The sequence below is a fragment of the Dendrosporobacter quercicolus genome (genome assembly GCF_900104455.1).
Classification (GTDB): domain Bacteria; phylum Bacillota; class Negativicutes; order DSM-1736; family Dendrosporobacteraceae; genus Dendrosporobacter; species Dendrosporobacter quercicolus.
Genome location: NZ_FNHB01000012.1, coordinates 80298 through 96632, shown reverse-complemented (window position 1 = coordinate 96632; position 16335 = coordinate 80298). Strand labels below are relative to the sequence as shown.

15 protein-coding genes are annotated in these 16335 nt (G+C 51.2%); 14 read left to right on the top strand and 1 reads right to left on the bottom strand.

All coding sequences use genetic code 11. From position 1 onward, the window contains the following. Positions 1-59: 59 nt before the first annotated feature. From BLR06_RS16985 to BLR06_RS16950, 8 genes are all read left to right on the top strand, one after another. On the top strand, positions 60-782 hold the full coding sequence (locus BLR06_RS16985; protein ID WP_092074784.1) for a phosphatase: 723 nt from the start codon (positions 60-62) through the stop codon (positions 780-782). A gap of 11 nt (positions 783-793) precedes the next feature. Continuing rightward, a complete protein-coding gene (gene rapZ, locus BLR06_RS16980; RefSeq protein ID WP_092074783.1) occupies positions 794-1687 on the top strand; it encodes an RNase adapter RapZ in 894 nt (297 codons plus the stop codon). 24 nt (positions 1688-1711) lie between these two features. Further along, entirely contained in the window at positions 1712-3067 is a 1356-nt protein-coding gene (locus tag BLR06_RS16975) for a gluconeogenesis factor YvcK family protein (protein WP_092074782.1), read from the top strand. A gap of 14 nt (positions 3068-3081) precedes the next feature. Then, positions 3082-4041: a DNA-binding protein WhiA gene (whiA, locus tag BLR06_RS16970; RefSeq protein WP_092074781.1), complete on the top strand. Its 960-nt coding sequence runs from the start codon at positions 3082-3084 to the stop codon at positions 4039-4041. A 234-nt stretch (positions 4042-4275) separates the two neighbouring features. Continuing rightward, the gene (locus BLR06_RS16965; RefSeq protein WP_092074780.1) at positions 4276-5334 is read left to right on the top strand and encodes a copper amine oxidase; all 1059 of its coding nucleotides are present in this window, start codon (positions 4276-4278) and stop codon (positions 5332-5334) included. An 84-nt stretch (positions 5335-5418) separates the two neighbouring features. Continuing rightward, positions 5419-5559 carry a six-cysteine ranthipeptide SCIFF gene (gene scfA / locus BLR06_RS16960; RefSeq protein ID WP_092074779.1) on the top strand — a complete coding sequence of 47 codons (141 nt, stop codon included), beginning with the start codon at positions 5419-5421 and terminating at the stop codon, positions 5557-5559. A gap of 206 nt (positions 5560-5765) precedes the next feature. Further along, a complete protein-coding gene (gene scfB / locus BLR06_RS16955; protein ID WP_092074778.1) occupies positions 5766-7121 on the top strand; it encodes a thioether cross-link-forming SCIFF peptide maturase in 1356 nt (451 codons plus the stop codon). 119 nt (positions 7122-7240) lie between these two features. Further along, a complete protein-coding gene (locus BLR06_RS16950; protein WP_092074777.1) occupies positions 7241-7900 on the top strand; it encodes an MgtC/SapB family protein in 660 nt (219 codons plus the stop codon). On the opposite strand, the gene BLR06_RS16945 is transcribed toward BLR06_RS16950, so the two are convergent. Then, the gene (locus tag BLR06_RS16945) at positions 7875-8597 is read right to left on the bottom strand and encodes a glycerophosphodiester phosphodiesterase (RefSeq protein ID WP_092074776.1); all 723 of its coding nucleotides are present in this window, start codon (positions 8595-8597) and stop codon (positions 7875-7877) included. The genes BLR06_RS16950 and BLR06_RS16945 overlap by 26 nt on opposite strands. A gap of 470 nt (positions 8598-9067) precedes the next feature. Here BLR06_RS16945 and BLR06_RS16940 point away from each other — a divergent pair, with 470 nt between their 5' ends. The 6 genes from BLR06_RS16940 to eno all read left to right on the top strand — a co-directional run bounded on the left by BLR06_RS16940 (position 9068) and on the right by eno (position 16030). After that, the gene (locus BLR06_RS16940) at positions 9068-10084 is read left to right on the top strand and encodes a sugar-binding transcriptional regulator (protein ID WP_092074775.1); all 1017 of its coding nucleotides are present in this window, start codon (positions 9068-9070) and stop codon (positions 10082-10084) included. Positions 10085-10133: 49 nt separating this feature from the next. Beyond that, complete coding sequence (locus BLR06_RS16935) at positions 10134-11141, top strand: glyceraldehyde-3-phosphate dehydrogenase (RefSeq protein WP_092074806.1); 1008 nt, start codon at positions 10134-10136, stop codon at positions 11139-11141. Positions 11142-11204: 63 nt separating this feature from the next. Continuing rightward, positions 11205-12389: a phosphoglycerate kinase gene (locus BLR06_RS16930; protein ID WP_092074774.1), complete on the top strand. Its 1185-nt coding sequence runs from the start codon at positions 11205-11207 to the stop codon at positions 12387-12389. A gap of 11 nt (positions 12390-12400) precedes the next feature. After that, positions 12401-13150: a triose-phosphate isomerase gene (gene tpiA, locus BLR06_RS16925; protein WP_092074773.1), complete on the top strand. Its 750-nt coding sequence runs from the start codon at positions 12401-12403 to the stop codon at positions 13148-13150. A gap of 18 nt (positions 13151-13168) precedes the next feature. Beyond that, positions 13169-14713, top strand: a complete 1545-nt coding sequence (gene gpmI / locus BLR06_RS16920) for a 2,3-bisphosphoglycerate-independent phosphoglycerate mutase (RefSeq protein WP_092074772.1) — start codon at positions 13169-13171, stop codon at positions 14711-14713. Between the two features lie 33 nt (positions 14714-14746). Next, positions 14747-16030 carry a phosphopyruvate hydratase gene (gene eno / locus BLR06_RS16915; protein WP_092074771.1) on the top strand — a complete coding sequence of 428 codons (1284 nt, stop codon included), beginning with the start codon at positions 14747-14749 and terminating at the stop codon, positions 16028-16030. Positions 16031-16335: the final 305 nt, after the last annotated feature.

Here is a 16335-nt window from a genome sequence, read left to right as displayed (position 1 = left end):
TCTTTTGCTTTTTTCAGTATTTTGCCATATAATTGTAGATACCAAAGGAGGAAGGGTCAGTGAAATTTGTTGCCGATTTGCATGTTCATACCATTTCCAGCGGCCATGCTTACAGTACGATACTGGAAATTGTCGCCGCCGCTGCCGCCAAAGGGCTGGAGATGGTTGCGATCACCGATCATGGTCCGGCTATGCCTGGCGCCCCGTGCGCTTACCATTTCAGCAATTTGGCGGCCGTGCCGCCTGAGCTTTCCGGTGTGCGTCTTTTAAAAGGAATAGAAGCCAACGTAATTGACCGTAACGGGACGTTGGATTTGGATAATGAGCGACTGGCTAAGCTGGATATTGTATTGGCCGGTTTGCATACCAAGTGTGCACCGTACGGCTCTGTAACGGAAAACACCGCCATGATGATCAATACGATGAAAAATCCCTGGGTTGACGTTATCGTTCATCCGGGAAATCCGGAATACCCCATTGATGCTGAAGCTGTGGTACAGGCGGCGGTGGAGTTTGATGTAGCCCTGGAGGTTAATAACAGTTCACTGACTATTTCCCGGCGGGGCAGCAAGCCCCGGTGCGAACATATTATCCGTTTGGCTAAACAATATGGCGCTAAACTTATTGCCGGCACTGACAGCCATTTTGCCTTAGCGGTGGGGGAACTGCAGCAGGCGACTGAATTGCTTGAAGCTAATGGTATTGGTCCGGAAGCGGTAATCAATACTTCACTGGAGAGAATCGAGAAGCATTTGGCGCGGCGTTCCAACCGCCGTAATTAAGAGGTGAAATTATGGACGATATTCGTTTAGTCATTATAACCGGTATGTCCGGCGCCGGGAAAACTCAGGTTATCCGGGAAATGGAAGATCTGGGGTATTTTTGCGTCGATAATCTGCCGCCAACATTCATCCCGAAATTTGCCGAGCTTTGTTCCCAATCGGCCGGGCGGGTCAGCAAAGTGGCGCTGGTGATTGATACCCGGGGCCGGGAGTTTTTTGATACTCTGATCCAGGTATTGGAAGATATGGAGAAGCAAGGGATCATGTATGAAATGTTGTTTTTAGAGGCTGCCGATGAAACCATTATTCGCCGTTACAAAGAAAGCCGGCGACGGCATCCGATGGCGCCTCATGGCCGGATCAGCGAAGGCATTGCCCGGGAACGGGAGCGGCTGGACCGGGTGCGGGGACGGGCGACGCACATTATCGATACCTCCGGGTTGAAAATAGCTAAATTAAAAGAAAAAATTGTCGGTTTGTTCGCCAGTGAGCGGGAATTTGAGCGAATGAATATCACGGTGGTATCTTTCGGCTTTAAATATGGCATACCTTTGGATGCCGATATGGTGTTTGATGTACGTTTTTTACCCAACCCTTTTTATGTGGAGTCCCTGCGCCGGAAAAGCGGCGCGGCTGCTGAAGTTGGTGAATATATCTGGAAGTGGCCGATTACGCAGCAGTTTATGGAAAAGCTGGGCGGATTGGTTGATTTTCTGGTGCCTAATTATATTAAAGAAGGAAAAAGTCAGTTGATTATCGCTATCGGCTGTACCGGTGGGCTGCACCGTTCGGTATTTGTGGCCGGCAGGATTTATGAAGGCTTGCGGGATAAGGGGTATAAGGTGAATCTTGAACATCGCGATATTAAACACAATGATGTGGAAGAGCATCCGGGACGCTGTTAGCGTCTGATGTGAGGTGTAATTTTTATGCACTTGTTAAAATGGTTGTACCCAGGCATGAAATTCAAACGCTGGCTGCTCTTGTTTTCGCTGGGCGTCATCATTTCCAGCGTCGGATTGGCCGTAGTATTTAATTATAAGTATGTCGGCAACTTGGAAGAGGCTATTTTCCGGATGGTATATCTTACCACCGGCACCTACTATTACACGGTTACGACAATTGTCGGCATAGCGGTTATCGCTGCCGGGCTAAGTCTTATGATGCTGGCGACCAGACAGATTATTCGTTCGGTCATCAGTGTCTTAATACCGGAAGGCTCAGAGCGGCTGGTTGACCTTATTTTCCAAAAACGCAAGCTGAACCGCGGTCCGGCAGTAACTGTCATTGGCGGTGGGACAGGTCTTTCGGTATTGCTTCGGGGTATTAAAAGCGTGACAAGCAACATTACGGCAGTGGTTACCGTGGCCGATGACGGCGGCTCTTCAGGACGGCTGCGGGAGGATTTGGGCATTATTCCTCCCGGCGATTTACGCAACTGTCTGGTGGCGCTGGCTGATACCGAACCGCTGATGGAAAAACTTTTTCAGCATCGCTTTGGCGGAGACGGAGACCTGGCCGGACACAGTTTCGGCAACCTGTTTATTGCGGCCATGACTGAAGTGTTGGGCGATGTGGAAAAAGCCCTCAAAGAATCAAGTAAAGTTTTGGCGGTCCGGGGCAAGGTGCTGCCGTCTTCCACGCAACGGGTCAGGCTGATGGCCGAAATGACGGATGGTACGGTTATTACCGGTGAATCGCAAATCCCGCTGGTCAATAAGACCATCAAGCGGGTTTTTCTCCAGCCGGCCGAGGTTGAGCCGGTGCACAGCGCGCTGGATGCGATTCGGGAAGCCGATGCCGTCATTCTGGGACCAGGCAGTTTATATACCAGTGTGCTGCCTAATTTGCTGGTGCAAGGTGTGGCTGATGCCTTACGCCAGTCGCAGGCGGTTAAAATTTATATTTGCAACGTGATGACCCAGCCGGGGGAAACCGACGGCTATAGTGCCTCACAGCACGTAAAGGCAATCCTGGATCATGTAGGGCCGGGCGTAATTGACTATGTTGTGGTAAATTCCCAGCCGGTTGCGCAGAATTTGCGGGAGATTTACGCCAGCCAGGGCGCTTATCCGGTCTATGTCGATAACACCGAGTTAGCGGTAATGGGCGTTAAGGTTGTGGAAGCCAATATTATCAGTGAAACCAATTTAGTCCGCCATGATCCGGTCAAATTGTCGCGGACGATTATTTCGATGGTTTACGATTTAAAAGCGAACTCGGAACGAATGCGACTGCTGGATTATTATTTGATTGCCGAGAATATCAAGGAACTAAAAGATTAAAGGACGGAAAGCCAGTGTCATCCTATTCTACCGATGTAAAAAACGAATTAGCGCGTCTGACTGGTGATCATCAGTGCTGTCATGTTGCTGAGCTGGCCTCGCTAATGCGAATGGGCGGTACCATGCTGATCGGCGGAAATAAGAATCTGGGCATCAGTTTTACCACTGAAAATGCCGCAATTGCGCGTAAAGTGCTTACGTTTATTAAAAGCGGCTTTCAACTGAAAACCGAAGTAATGGTCACCAGAGCCCGGCGGCTAAAAAAGAATAACAGTTATTTAATCAGGGTTGTGCCGTCGCCGCTGGTAACCGATCTGTTGACTGTGCTGGGCATTATCAGAGATGATAATCTAAATGCCGGGCGGGATTCCGGTATTTTGCGCAAAGTTTGCTGCCGGCGTTCCTATTTGCGGGGTGCTTTCTTAGGGGGCGGCTCGGTCAATAGGCCGGAGGGCGAATATCATCTGGAACTGGTGACCGGCAATTATGATTTCGCTAAAATGCTGGTTTCTCTAATGAAAAATTTTAGCTTGCCGGTGCGGCAGACTGATCGTAAAAACGATTATGTGGTTTACCTGAAAGACGGTGACGCCATCACTTCTTTTTTACGGATTATCGGGGCCGGCAATGCCTTAATGGCTTTCGAAAATGTCCGGGTGGTCAAAGACGTCCGCAACCAGGTCAACCGTCTGGTAAATTGCGAAACGGCCAATTTGCAAAAAACGGTCAATGCCGCTTTTCGGCAGGTTGAAAGGATTAAGCGGATTGACCGGTTGCTTGGCCTGGAAAAGCTGCCGCCCAACCTGCAGGAGGTTGCCAAACTGCGGCTGGCTTATCCTGAGGCGACGCTGCAGGAATTGGTTGATGCCCTGGGCGGCCGGGTAGGCAAATCCGGCATCAATCACCGCTTGCGTAAGCTGGAGCGGCTGGCTCTCGAGCTTGGTGAGGTTCAGCACCATGATCCGATGGAATAAATGGCGCTGTATATGCCTGCGCCGGGGGTTACATCAGATTGCTGCGGGTCAATATCTATCAAAAGCGGGGAATTTAACGGCAGCCGGCAGCCGTTTGTGCTGAAACAGGCGGGGACAGGTCCCTTGTTTTCGAAACAAGAGCCCTGTCCCCGCCTGTTTTCGCACTTGTAAATATCTTACATTTACATACCAAACTATGGTTGTTATAATGTAGCAGAATAGGGGGTAATACATATGAAGTTGTTGCGAAAAGCGCTGCCGTTGTTCGTGCTGATGTTAAGTCTTAACGGCATAGCATTTGCAACGGAGTACAAATTAACCGGCCGGGATGTGCAAAATTTGCCCGAATGGCCGGTAACGATTTCAGCTTATGGCGGTAAGCTGCTGTTGTCGGACAGTCCGGAAATGGTGCCTGGTGACGGTATCACCTACCAGGACACGGTAAGCGGGGACTTCCGCATATTTTTTCATCATGTGAATGATACCAAAGAGCCAAAAAAGATTGTGGTCTTACTGGAAAACCCAGGTGATTATCCGGCAAATATTACCGTTTTGCGGTATGGATTAGGCGGTCCAAGTTCGGACTATCTGCGGGTAGGCAAAGACGCGCAATTGCAATATCTGCAAAACAACAATCTTTATCTGGTAGAGGTGGCGGGTCATGACAGCAAGCTGCTGGATTTCAATTTAGGGCAAATGATTGTTGAACCGGGTATGCTGGTCAATGGCATCTATGATATCCAGTCAGATCAACCGGTAACGGTCAAGGTAATGATGCTGCCGGTCGCGGAAGATTTTGCGTCATTTGCGGACAAGGCTCGGATTTTGCCGGCGGACGAGCACCGTTTGCGCGGAACCTTTGACGGCAAGGACCGGCTGGTAATCGGCAATAAGGCCTATACCAGCAAAGCCGGCCCGGTTGCGGTAACGCTGGCTGATCCTCAGCTTAATCACTATGTAAGCGGAATTGATGCCACCGACGGCAGTGATGTTTTGAATTATGGCAATTACGGAATTGTTTATAAGCTGTTTCTGCCAACTGTGCATAACGATAAAATAGCTTATTATTTGAATCCCCGCGGCGGAGTGTACGCCGGCGGCATTGGGGTAAAATACCGTCATCAGTATGAGTCGGTGCTGGAAACACCGGCCGGGCAATTGTACTTTGGCGAAAATAAAATTACCGATTTTGAACATCTCGGAACCTTTGCGGGCGGTCAGTCGGTATGGCTTACTTTCAGTCCGCCCGGCGCATCAAATTTACCCGTAAAAGTGGTTGTTGGACCGGAATAGATGATTTTTACTTGCTTCCTGCCGGGAAAAAAGCTAAAATAAATTAAGTAATTTATATTTTGTTTGCGGCAAGGAGGGATACCCATGGCTAAACGCATCACTACTGTTAATAAAGCTTCTCTGCAAAGCACAATACATACCGGCGGTTGCGGAGAGTGCCAGGCTTCCTGCCAGTCGGCTTGCAAGACTTCATGCACCGTTGGCAATCAGGTCTGTCAGAAATAGGCCGCAAGGATAGCCTCTTGCCGATATCCCGGCAGGAGGCTTATTTTGTTTAAAGAGCTGATTGAACCGCGAAGTACGCAAAGGACGCAAAGGATTCACAAAAACATATTGAGCGCGATAAGTATCGCGCCGGGTTTTCTGCGTCCCCTTTGCGTACTTCGCGGTTCAATGTTTATATTTTTAGGCTGAGAGGTTGAATTTTACGAATGAAGATACATAAGTTTTATCTGAATGGCTTATATATTCTGCTGGATATTAACAGCGGGGCCGTTCATGTTGTTGACCGGCTGATCTATGACGTGATGGATGTTTTTGACGGCCGGAATGATCGTACTGTGCTTGCGGTCTTAGACGGGATTTATGACCGTGATGAACTGGCCGAGGCGCTGACGGAGCTGCGTGAACTGATCGACAGGGAAGAATTGTTTGCTCCGTCACTGGATGTGCCGCCTACATTTAGTGACAAGCCGCTGGTCAAGTCCCTGTGCCTGCATGTGGCGCATGATTGTAATTTGCGCTGTAGCTACTGTTTTGCCGGCACTGGCGATTTTGGCCGGGCCAGAGGCTTGATGCCAAAGGAAGTCGGCGAGCGGGCAGTTGATTTTATTATTGCCAACAGCGGTAAGCGCCGTAATTGCGAGCTGGATTTTTTCGGCGGTGAACCATTGCTCAACATGGAAACCGTCAAACATGTCGTGGCTTATGTGCGCCGGCGGGAAGCGGAAACCGGCAAGTCATTTAAACTGACGCTGACGACCAACGGTGTGCTGCTGAATGACAGCAACATCAGCTATCTGAACGACAATAACATCAGTCTGGTTTTAAGCCTTGACGGCCGCCGTGAAGTGCACAATCATATGCGCCCCTTTGCCGACGGCCGCGGCAGTTATGACAATATTGTCGCCAATGTCCGCAAGGCAATTGTCTCGCGGAATGATCGGAATTATTATCTGCGGGGTACGTTTACCGCTCATAATCTGGACTTTGCGGCCGATGTTCTGGCGATGGCCGATCAGGGCTTTACTCAGCTGTCGGTCGAGCCGGTGGTGGCTAAAGATTGTGACTATGCGTTAACGGAGGAGCATTTGCCGGCCTTGTTTGAACAATATGAACAGCTGGCGGTGGAATATCTGAAGCGCAAGCTGAAGGGGCCGGCATTTGATTTTTTCCATTTTAATCTGGATATTAACAACGGTCCCTGTGTTGCTAAACGCTTAAGCGGCTGTGGCGCCGGTCACGAATATTTTGCCGTAACGCCGGAAGGGCATTTATACCCTTGTCATCAGTTTGTCGGGCGGGAAGAGTATTTGCTGGGAACCCTCGACGAAGGCGTGACCAAACGGGAACTGCCGGAACAGTTCCGGCAGGCGCATGTATTAAACAAACCGGACTGCCGGGACTGCTGGGCTCGTTTTTATTGCAGCGGCGGCTGTCATGCCAATGCCCAGTTATTTAACCATTCGATTCATCAGCCTTACAAAATCGGCTGTGAGCTGCAGAAGAAACGATTGGAATGCGCCTTGATGATTCAGGCAAGCCTGGCTCTGGCGGCCAGGGAATAAAAACAGTTTTAACCGTAAAGACTCAAGGTACGCAAAAGGAACACCCGGCGCGAGCATTATCGCCCTGAAATTTTCGAATTCCTAGTGGTGACTACTAGGTTCTGAAAGGAGGCCTTATCATGATTCCGGACTTGGAAATGGTGCTTAGACTGGCTGCCGCCGGCCTGCTGGGCGGGGTGATCGGCTATGAACGGCAGGCACGGCATAAATCCGCCGGATTACGGACGCATATTCTCGTCAGTATGGGTTCCTGCCTGATTATGATCCTATCCATTAATATCTACAGCACAGTCCAGGGTTTGACCAATGCCGACCCGGCCAGACTGGCCGCCCAGGTGGTTAGTGGAATCGGTTTTCTTGGGGCCGGCAGCATCATGAAGGAAGGCCTTACGGTCAAGGGATTGACTACTGCCGCCAGTTTATGGGTGGTTTCGGGGGTCGGCCTGGCGGTGGGCGGCGGGTATTATCTGGCATCGGTGGTGACAACACTGCTGGTATTTATTACTTTAGCTGTCCTGACCAAAGTGGAATATCGCAACTGCACGCTGGGAACGGCAACTCTGGCGATTACAACCACTACCGATAAACCCGGCCAGCTGGGCGTCATTTGCTCGACGGTGGGAAGGCTGGGCGTCAGCATTGTCGATATCCAGCTGGAGGAAGCGGAGCCGTCAGTCATTGTTATGTCGATCAACCTGCCGGAACATCGTACTGTGACCGAGGTCATCGGCGCGATCTCAGCCATCGCGGGGGTTACTGCGGTCCGGCATGAGTGTTGAATCTATCGGGGTAATCGGTGAACACTGCCCTGGCTCCCATTTTAGCTGTGAACCGATATTCTTCTTTGGTGTTTACGGTATAGGCATGGATGCCGATTCCGGCGGCCAGGGCAGCCGGGCACCAGCCGGCATCCAGCGACTTCCAGCAGGGATGCAGGTAATCGGCTTTGGTGGGCCGGATAAATTGCAGGGGGTTGAGTGGCCGGCATTCGAACAGAATGCCGGTTTTTAATGTGCCGTCAAGTTCTTTTATACGGCTCAGTGACGGATGGAAAAAGGAAGAAACAATCGTCCGCCCGCTGGCATTAAACTGTTGTAATATGGCTATGATTTTTTCTTCAATGCGTGGATAAATCACCGGCCCGTTTTTGATCTCGATGTTAAGCATCAGCGGGGTAGGCGTGAACCAGGCCATAAATTCGCTGAGCGTTACCAGGGATTGTCCCTGGTAACGGCGATCAAACCAACTGCCAAAATCATAGGATTTCAGCTGTTTGAGGGTCAAATCTCTTATCCAGCCGTGTCCATTGCTGGTTCGGTCAATTGTGTGTTCGTGGCAGATGACCACATGGCCGTCCCGGCTGAGATGAACATCAAGCTCAATGCCGTCAGCCTTAAGCCGTAAAGCCTCCGCAAAAGCCGCCATGGTGTTTTCCGGCGCGTAACCGCGCGCTCCCCGGTGGGCGTAAATCAACATGGATACTCACCTCTCTTCTGTAAAGCCGCCAGCCCCATTCTCCATCTTTTTAACCGGCCGCTTGCCAGTAAATCGGACAATTCCTTAGTGTTCTTTAAGTACTTTACGGTTAAATTTTCCGCTTTTTCGCCTGTCGCCAGCTTAATTCATTTCCTGAGACTTTACCAGATATTGTTGGGTGTTGCGGGAGTTTGGCCGCTGCTGTCAAACAAGGCGTTATTTCCTGGGAAATGCGGTGGAATATTGACAGGTTTTTCCTGACATTGGTGGAAAAGGCTGTAATAGCTGTAATAGTAGTTAATGCGGCAGGTGGCGTAATATTGCATGATAATTCAAATAATACCATTGAATTTATTTACCAATAAGCAGGAATAGCGCATTGGTTCGCGAATAACAATTACATAGACCTATTTTTGTCCTGATGGGACAAATAATGTTCCGGTGGGACGATCAATATCCCGGGAGGGCAAGTGGAAAAAATCATCATTTTGCAGAGAAAAATTGCTCCTGATCTGGTAGCCGTGGTGGAAGAGCGCTACAATATTCTGAAGCATATTCAGTATGCCCAGCCGATTGGCAGACGCGCTTTAGCGGCCGTGATGGGCATGAGTGAGCGGGTAGTAAGGGCTGATGTTGAGTTTTTAAAAGACGCCGGTTTAGTTGAAATTTCCGGCTTGGGGATGTCCGTTACCGAAGACGGGCATCATTTAATCGCCGAGTTGGCTGAGTATGTCGGAGTCCTGCATGGGTTGACTCAACTGGAAACAACTCTGTCTGAGCGGCTGGGCATCAGGCAGGTCATCATTGTACCGGGCGACAGTGAAACCGACAGCTCGGTTTTGCGTGAGCTGGGGCGTACTGCCGCCGGTATACTTACCGAATGTTTGCAGGATAATATGATTATTGCTGTCAGCGGCGGTTCGACGATGGCCAGGGTGGCCGAAACGGTCAATGTTGTTTTGCCGACCGTCACGGTTGTGCCTGCCCGGGGCGGGCTGGGAGAGCAGGTCGAGTATCAGGCCAATATCATTGCCGCCGTAATGGCGACAAAGCTGGGCGGCCGGTACCGGTTGCTGCATATTCCCGACGGCATGAGTGAAGAGGCGCTGGATGCGGTGATGGCCAGCGACGCCAATGTTTCTGAAATTGCCGATATGATTAAGCATGCCGACATTTTAATCCAGGGGATTGGCGAAGCCGGTACGATGTCTAAACGGCGCAGCCATGAACCGGAAACCATCAGTTTTATCGGTCAAAACTGTGTCGGCGAAGCGCTGGGGCATTATTTCTCGTTCAGCGGGGAATGTATTTATACCACCAATAGTGTTGGTTTTCGTCTGGATGACCTGGCAAAGGTCGGTAAGGTAATTGCGGTAGCCGGAGGCCGGCATAAGGCCGAAGCTATCGTGGCGGTAACCAGGGCGGCCGGTCAGGATGTCCTGGTCATTGATGAAGCTGCCGCCAGAGCCATTCAGTCAATCATATAGCCCGGGCAAAAGCAAGGGCAATACAAAAAAATTAGGGGGTATTTTTATCATGGCAACTAAAGTAGGTATTAATGGTTTTGGGCGAATTGGCCGTAACGTGTTTCGGGCGGCGCTGAACAATCCTGCTGTGGAAATTGTAGCCGTAAACGATTTGACTGATGCCAAAACCTTGGCGCACTTATTAAAATACGATTCAGTACACGGCATTCTTGCCGCTGATGTAAAAGCAGACGGTACAAACCTTGTGGTCAATGGCAAAGCCATTAAGGTGCTGGCTGAGCGCGAACCGGCCAAACTTCCGTGGAAAGATTTGGGTGTCGCAGTGGTCGTTGAGTCAACCGGCCGATTTACGGACCGGGACAAAGCCGCCGCTCATCTGGAAGCAGGCGCTAAAAAAGTAATTATTTCCGCTCCGGCCAAACAGGAAGACATCACAATTGTAATGGGCGTTAATGAAAATAAATACGATGCCGCTGCGCATCATGTTCTTTCCAACGCATCCTGCACCACCAACTGCCTGGCGCCTTTCGCCAAAGTTTTACACGAGCAGTTCGGCATTAAACGCGGTTTGATGACAACTGTCCATGCTTATACCAATGACCAGCAGATTCTTGATTTGCCTCACAAGGATTTGCGCCGCGCCCGGGCCGCCGGCGTGTCCATTATCCCGACAACTACCGGTGCGGCTAAGGCTGTGGCTCTGGTACTGCCTGAATTAAAAGGTAAATTGAATGGCTTTGCCATGCGGGTGCCCACGCCCAACGTATCGGTTGTTGATCTGGTGGCTGAACTGGATAAGAATGTTACCGCCGAAGAAGTCAATGCCGCGCTGAAGTCCGCCGCCGAAGGAGCGCTTAAGGGAATTTTGGCTTATACCGATGAGCCGCTGGTATCAAAAGATTTTAACGGCAATCCGCACTCCTCAATTATCGACGGTTTGTCCACAATGGTGATTGAAGGCAATATGGTGAAAGTAGTATCCTGGTATGACAACGAATGGGGCTATTCCAACCGGGTTGTTGATTTGATTGATTTTGTCGCGAAAAAAGGTCTGTAAGACTGACGGGTAAACAATGGGGAGGGTCACTGCTGGTGACCCTCTTTGGAGGTATTTGAGTGTATGGAAAAACAAAGTTTGCGCGATATTAATGTCAGCGGTAAGAAAGTATTTATCCGGGTTGACTACAATGTACCAATGGATAAGGCCGGGAATATTACCAACGACACGAGAATCCGGGCTACCCTGCCTACTTTGCAATATCTGTTGGAAAATAAGGCGGCTATTATCATCGGCAGTCATCTTGGACGTCCCAAGGGTCAGCCGGTGCCTGCGTTTTCGCTGTCACCTGTGGCAAAACGCCTGTCTGAGCTGCTTGGACGGGAGATTCAGTTTGCTCCTGACTGCATTGGGCCGGTGGTAGCCGGACTGGCGCAGAACCTGCAGCCGGGACAAGTCCTGTTGCTGGAAAACCTGCGCTATCATCCGGAGGAAGAAAAAAATGACGCCAAGTTTTCCGCAGAACTGGCGGGATTGGCTGATATTGCCGTAAATGATGCTTTTGGCGTGTCTCACCGCGCTCATGCTTCGGTCGAGGGAATTACCAAATTTATACCGGCGGTTGCCGGACTGCTGATGGAAAAGGAAATTACCTTTTTAGGCCAGGCTGTAACCAATCCTACCCGGCCTTTTGTGGCGATTATCGGCGGTGCTAAGGTCTCCGATAAGATCGGTGTGATTGATAACCTGCTCGGCAAGGTTAACACCCTGATCATTGGCGGCGGTATGGCCAACACATTTATTGCCGCTCAGGGCTACAACACCGGCAAATCGCTGGTGGAAACCGATAAATTGGAGCTGGCAAGGGAATTGATTGCCAAAGCGAAAGCCAAACATGTCAATTTGCTGCTGCCGTCCGATGTTGTTGTCGCCGACAAGTTTGCGGCTGACGCCCGGGTTAAAACAGTGTCTGTTGATGCCATTGAGGAAGACTGGATGGCGCTTGATATCGGCCCGGCCACTTCCGCAGTCTATGCCGCCGCTTTAACTGACGCCAGAACAGTGGTCTGGAACGGTCCGATGGGCGTATTTGAACTTGATGTATTTGCGAAAGGCACGGAAGCTGTGGCCCAGGCTGTGGCCCGGTCGGCGGCGGTTAGCATTGTGGGCGGCGGAGATTCTATCGCCGCGCTGGAGAAAACCGGTCTGGCGGCTAAAATCAGCCACATTTCAACAGGGGGCGGCGCATCGCTGGAATTTCTGGAAGGCAAAGTATTGCCAGGCATTGCCGCTCTGACTGATAAATAGGGGGAAACGTTATGCGTACACCGATCATTGCAGGCAACTGGAAGATGCACAAAACAATTAGCGAAACAACCGCTTTGGCCCGGGAATTGGCTGCATTAACAGCTGACGCCAAAGGGGTCGAAGTTGTCATTTGCCCGCCGTTCACCGCTTTAGCCGCCGCTCACGAGGCTGTAGCGGGCAGTGCGGTTAAATTGGGCGCGCAAAATATGTACTGGGAGCCAAAAGGCGCTTTTACCGGTGAAATTGCACCCGGCATGTTGAGTGACGCCGGCTGCCAATATGTCATTATCGGCCATTCTGAACGCCGTCAGTATTTTGGCGAAACCGATCAAACGGTAAACCAGAAGTTAAAGGCGGCTTTTGCCAACAACCTTATTCCGATTATCTGCGTTGGCGAAACGCTGGATCAGCGGGAGGCCGGTACAACCGAGGCTGTTGTCGGCGAACAGGTTCAGGCCGGTTTGGCCGGTTTAACTGAAGGGCAGGCCGCCAGTCTGGTCATTGCCTATGAACCGGTCTGGGCCATTGGCACCGGCCGTACGGCCTCCTCTGACGATGCTAACTCGGTTTGCCGCCTGATCAGGGCTACTGTGGCCAAATTATTTGGTCAGGCCAGCGCCGACCGGGTGAGAATACAGTATGGCGGCAGTGTGAAAGCCGATAACATTGCTGAACTGATGGCCAAGAGCGATATTGACGGCGCCTTGGTGGGCGGCGCGTCTCTGGATGCCGCCGGCTTTAGCAGGATCGTAAAATTTTGAGACCGGGTGGGTAGTTTTATGGCAAAATTAAAAACTCCGTTAGCATTGGTTATCCTGGATGGCTGGGGGATTGGCAAGGCCGGCGATTCCAATAATGCCATCGCCCGGGCGGCCACGCCGCATATGACGCTGCTGGCGGAAATGTATCCCTCGACTACCCTGACCTGCTCCGGCGAAGCCGTTGGCTTGCCGGATGGTCAAATGGGCAACTCAGAGGTGGGGCACTTAAATATCGGCGCCGGCCGGATTGTTTATCAGGAGCTTACCAGGATTACCAAAGCAGTACGGGATGGTGATTTTTTCACCAACCCGGTGCTGGTTGATACAGTGGAAAAAACCAGGGCCGGCGGCGGGGCCCTGCACCTGATGGGTTTGCTGTCAGACGGCGGTGTGCACAGCCACAATCGGCATGTTTATGCGCTGCTGGAGCTGGCGAAACGTCACGGACTGAGCCGGGTGTATGTACATGCCTTTCTGGATGGCCGTGATGTGCCGCCTTCCAGCGGCATAGAGTTTGTGAACGCTCTGGAGGAGCAGATGGCCGAACTGGGTATCGGCCGGCTGGCTACCATTGCCGGCCGATACTATGCCATGGATCGCGATAAGCGCTGGGACCGGGTGGCCAAGGCCTACGAGGCTATCGTTGACCGGGCTGGTGAACATGCGGGATCAGGCCGCCAGGCGGTCGAGCAGGCTTACCGTCAGGGGCAGACCGACGAGTTCGTTTTGCCTACCGTGATTGACGGCTGCGGTGACTGCGGGATAAAAAGCGGCGATGGCGTCATCTTTTTCAACTTTAGGCCAGACCGGGCCCGGCAGCTGACCAGGGCCTTTACCGATCAGGGCTTTGACGGTTTTGAACGCCGCAGCGGTTACCTGAAGCTGAATTTTACCACAATGACGCAATATGAGGAGAACCTGCCTGTGCAGGTGGCCTATCAGCCGCAGTATCTGAAAAATACGTTGGGCGCGGTGTTCGCGCAGGCCGGCTTAAAGCAGCTTAGAATTGCGGAAACGGAAAAGTACGCTCATGTCACGTTCTTTTTTAACGGCGGCGACGAGAACCCGTCAACTGGTGAGGACCGGATACTAATACCGTCGCCCAAGGTGGCGACTTATGACTTGAAACCGTCAATGAGCGCGGTGGAAGTGACCGATCAAGCGGTTCGGGAAATAAAGAGCGGCAAGTATGATTTGATTATTCTAAATTATGCCAACTGCGACATGGTTGGACATACCGGTGTATTGGCGGCGGCCATGGAAGCGGTGGCTGTTGTGGATACCTGCCTGGGACGGCTGGTTGATGCTATGCGCAAAATTGGCGGAATTACCTGCATTACCGCCGACCATGGCAATGCTGAGATGATGGTTGATCCGGCGACCGGGGAGCCCTTTACCGCCCATACCACCAATGTTGTGCCGTTCGTTGTCGTTGCGGAGCAGCAGCGCGGCGGGAAACTGCGGCCGGGCATATTGGCGGATATTGCGCCAACCGTGCTGGATTTGGCCGGGCTGGAAGCACCGCCGGAAATGACCGGCAAAAGCTTAATTAACAAAGCTTAATAAAGAAAGATATTGATCTCAGGAGGCTACAAAATGACAATTATTACGGATGTTTTTGCGCGCGAAATTATGGATTCACGGGGCAACCCCACCGTCGAGGTTGATGTTGTACTGGAAGACGGCAGTCTTGGCCGGGCCGCCGTGCCCTCAGGCGCATCCACCGGCGCGTATGAGGCTGTGGAACTGCGCGACGGTGATAAAGGCCGCTATTTGGGCAAAGGAGTGCTGAAAGCGGTAGAAAACGTGAACAGCATTATTGCGCCGGAGTTAATCGGTCTGGATGCACTGGATCAGGTGGCTGTCGACCAGATTATGCTGGACCTGGACGGTACGCCCAATAAAAATAAACTGGGCGCCAACGCGCTGCTGGGCGTGTCGATGGCAGTGGCCAAAGCCGCCGCTATTTCGCAGGGACTGGCGCTGTACCAGTACCTGGGCGGATTTAACGCCAAGCAGCTGCCTGTTCCAATGATGAATATTCTTAATGGCGGTCAACATGCGGACAACAATGTTGACATTCAGGAATTTATGGTAATGCCGGTTGGCGCAGCCAGTTTTGCCGAAGCCCTGCGGATGGGTGCTGAGATTTACCATAATCTGAAAAGTGTGCTGAAAGGCCGCGGGCTGAACACAGCAATTGGCGATGAAGGCGGTTTCGCTCCTAATCTGGCTTCCAATGAGCAAGCGCTGGAAGTGATTATTGAAGCCATCCAAAAAGCCGGATACCAGCCTGGCGAACAGGTTGCCCTGGCGCTGGATGTCGCATCCTCGGAAATTTACAAGGACGGCAAATACAACCTGGAGGGCGAGGGTTTGGTAAAAACCTCTGCTGAAATGGTTGAGTATTATGCTTCCCTGCTCGAAAAATATCCGATTATTTCGATTGAGGACGGGATGGCTGAAGATGACTGGGATGGCTGGTCGTTATTGACGGAGCGGCTGGGCGGCAAAGTCCAGTTGGTTGGCGATGACTTGTTTGTCACCAATACCGAGCGTTTGAGCCGTGGCATTGAAGCTAAGGTCGGCAATTCCATTTTGGTCAAAGTGAATCAAATCGGAACACTGACGGAAACCTTTGACACGATGGAGATGGCGAAACGGGCCGGTTATACCTGCGTGGTTTCCCATCGTTCCGGAGAAACTGAAGATGCAACCATTGCCGACATCGCCGTAGCGGTAAACGCCGGGCAAATCAAAACCGGCGCTCCCGCCCGTACCGACCGGATTGCCAAATACAATCAATTGCTGCGCATTGAGGAAGAACTTGGCGAGACCGCTCAGTACCAAGGACGCAAAGTATTCTACAATCTTAAATAGCCGATTTTGTTACACAGGACCAAGCCGCCGGGCTTGGTCCTGTTTTTGCCAGGGTATAAAATAGCCGGCCTTCGCGCAAGGTATGAACAAGTTGATATGTGTGAATTTTCTAATAGTATTGCTTTTTTATCAAAATGTGTTATGATTAAATTACAGAAAACCATAATCCAATATTGCGGATAGAGACCAGTATAATCCGAAGCCAGACACGCCATGTGCATGTCTTATTTCGGTTATTTTTGTTCTGTACGATTGGATAAAGGGAAGATAAGGGCTTAGAGATAAGGAGCAGTCCTATTGCGTTC

Excerpts from the sequence above, each read along its gene's own strand:
- BLR06_RS16975 (WP_092074782.1), top strand. The coding sequence starts at position 1,712 with ATGCACTTGTTAAAATGGTTGTACCCAGGCATGAAATTCAAACGCTGG.
- scfB (WP_092074778.1), top strand. The coding sequence starts at position 5,766 with ATGAAGATACATAAGTTTTATCTGAATGGCTTATATATTCTGCTGGAT.
- tpiA (WP_092074773.1), top strand. The coding sequence starts at position 12,401 with ATGCGTACACCGATCATTGCAGGCAACTGGAAGATGCACAAAACAATT.
- rapZ (WP_092074783.1), top strand. The coding sequence starts at position 794 with ATGGACGATATTCGTTTAGTCATTATAACCGGTATGTCCGGCGCCGGG.
- BLR06_RS16935 (WP_092074806.1), top strand. The coding sequence starts at position 10,134 with ATGGCAACTAAAGTAGGTATTAATGGTTTTGGGCGAATTGGCCGTAAC.
- scfA (WP_092074779.1), top strand. The coding sequence starts at position 5,419 with ATGGCTAAACGCATCACTACTGTTAATAAAGCTTCTCTGCAAAGCACA.
- BLR06_RS16965 (WP_092074780.1), top strand. The coding sequence starts at position 4,276 with ATGAAGTTGTTGCGAAAAGCGCTGCCGTTGTTCGTGCTGATGTTAAGT.
- gpmI (WP_092074772.1), top strand. The coding sequence starts at position 13,169 with ATGGCAAAATTAAAAACTCCGTTAGCATTGGTTATCCTGGATGGCTGG.
- BLR06_RS16950 (WP_092074777.1), top strand. The coding sequence starts at position 7,241 with ATGATTCCGGACTTGGAAATGGTGCTTAGACTGGCTGCCGCCGGCCTG.
- BLR06_RS16930 (WP_092074774.1), top strand. The coding sequence starts at position 11,205 with ATGGAAAAACAAAGTTTGCGCGATATTAATGTCAGCGGTAAGAAAGTA.
- BLR06_RS16945 (WP_092074776.1), bottom strand. The coding sequence starts at position 8,597 with ATGTTGATTTACGCCCACCGGGGAGCGCGCGGTTACGCGCCGGAAAAC.
- eno (WP_092074771.1), top strand. The coding sequence starts at position 14,747 with ATGACAATTATTACGGATGTTTTTGCGCGCGAAATTATGGATTCACGG.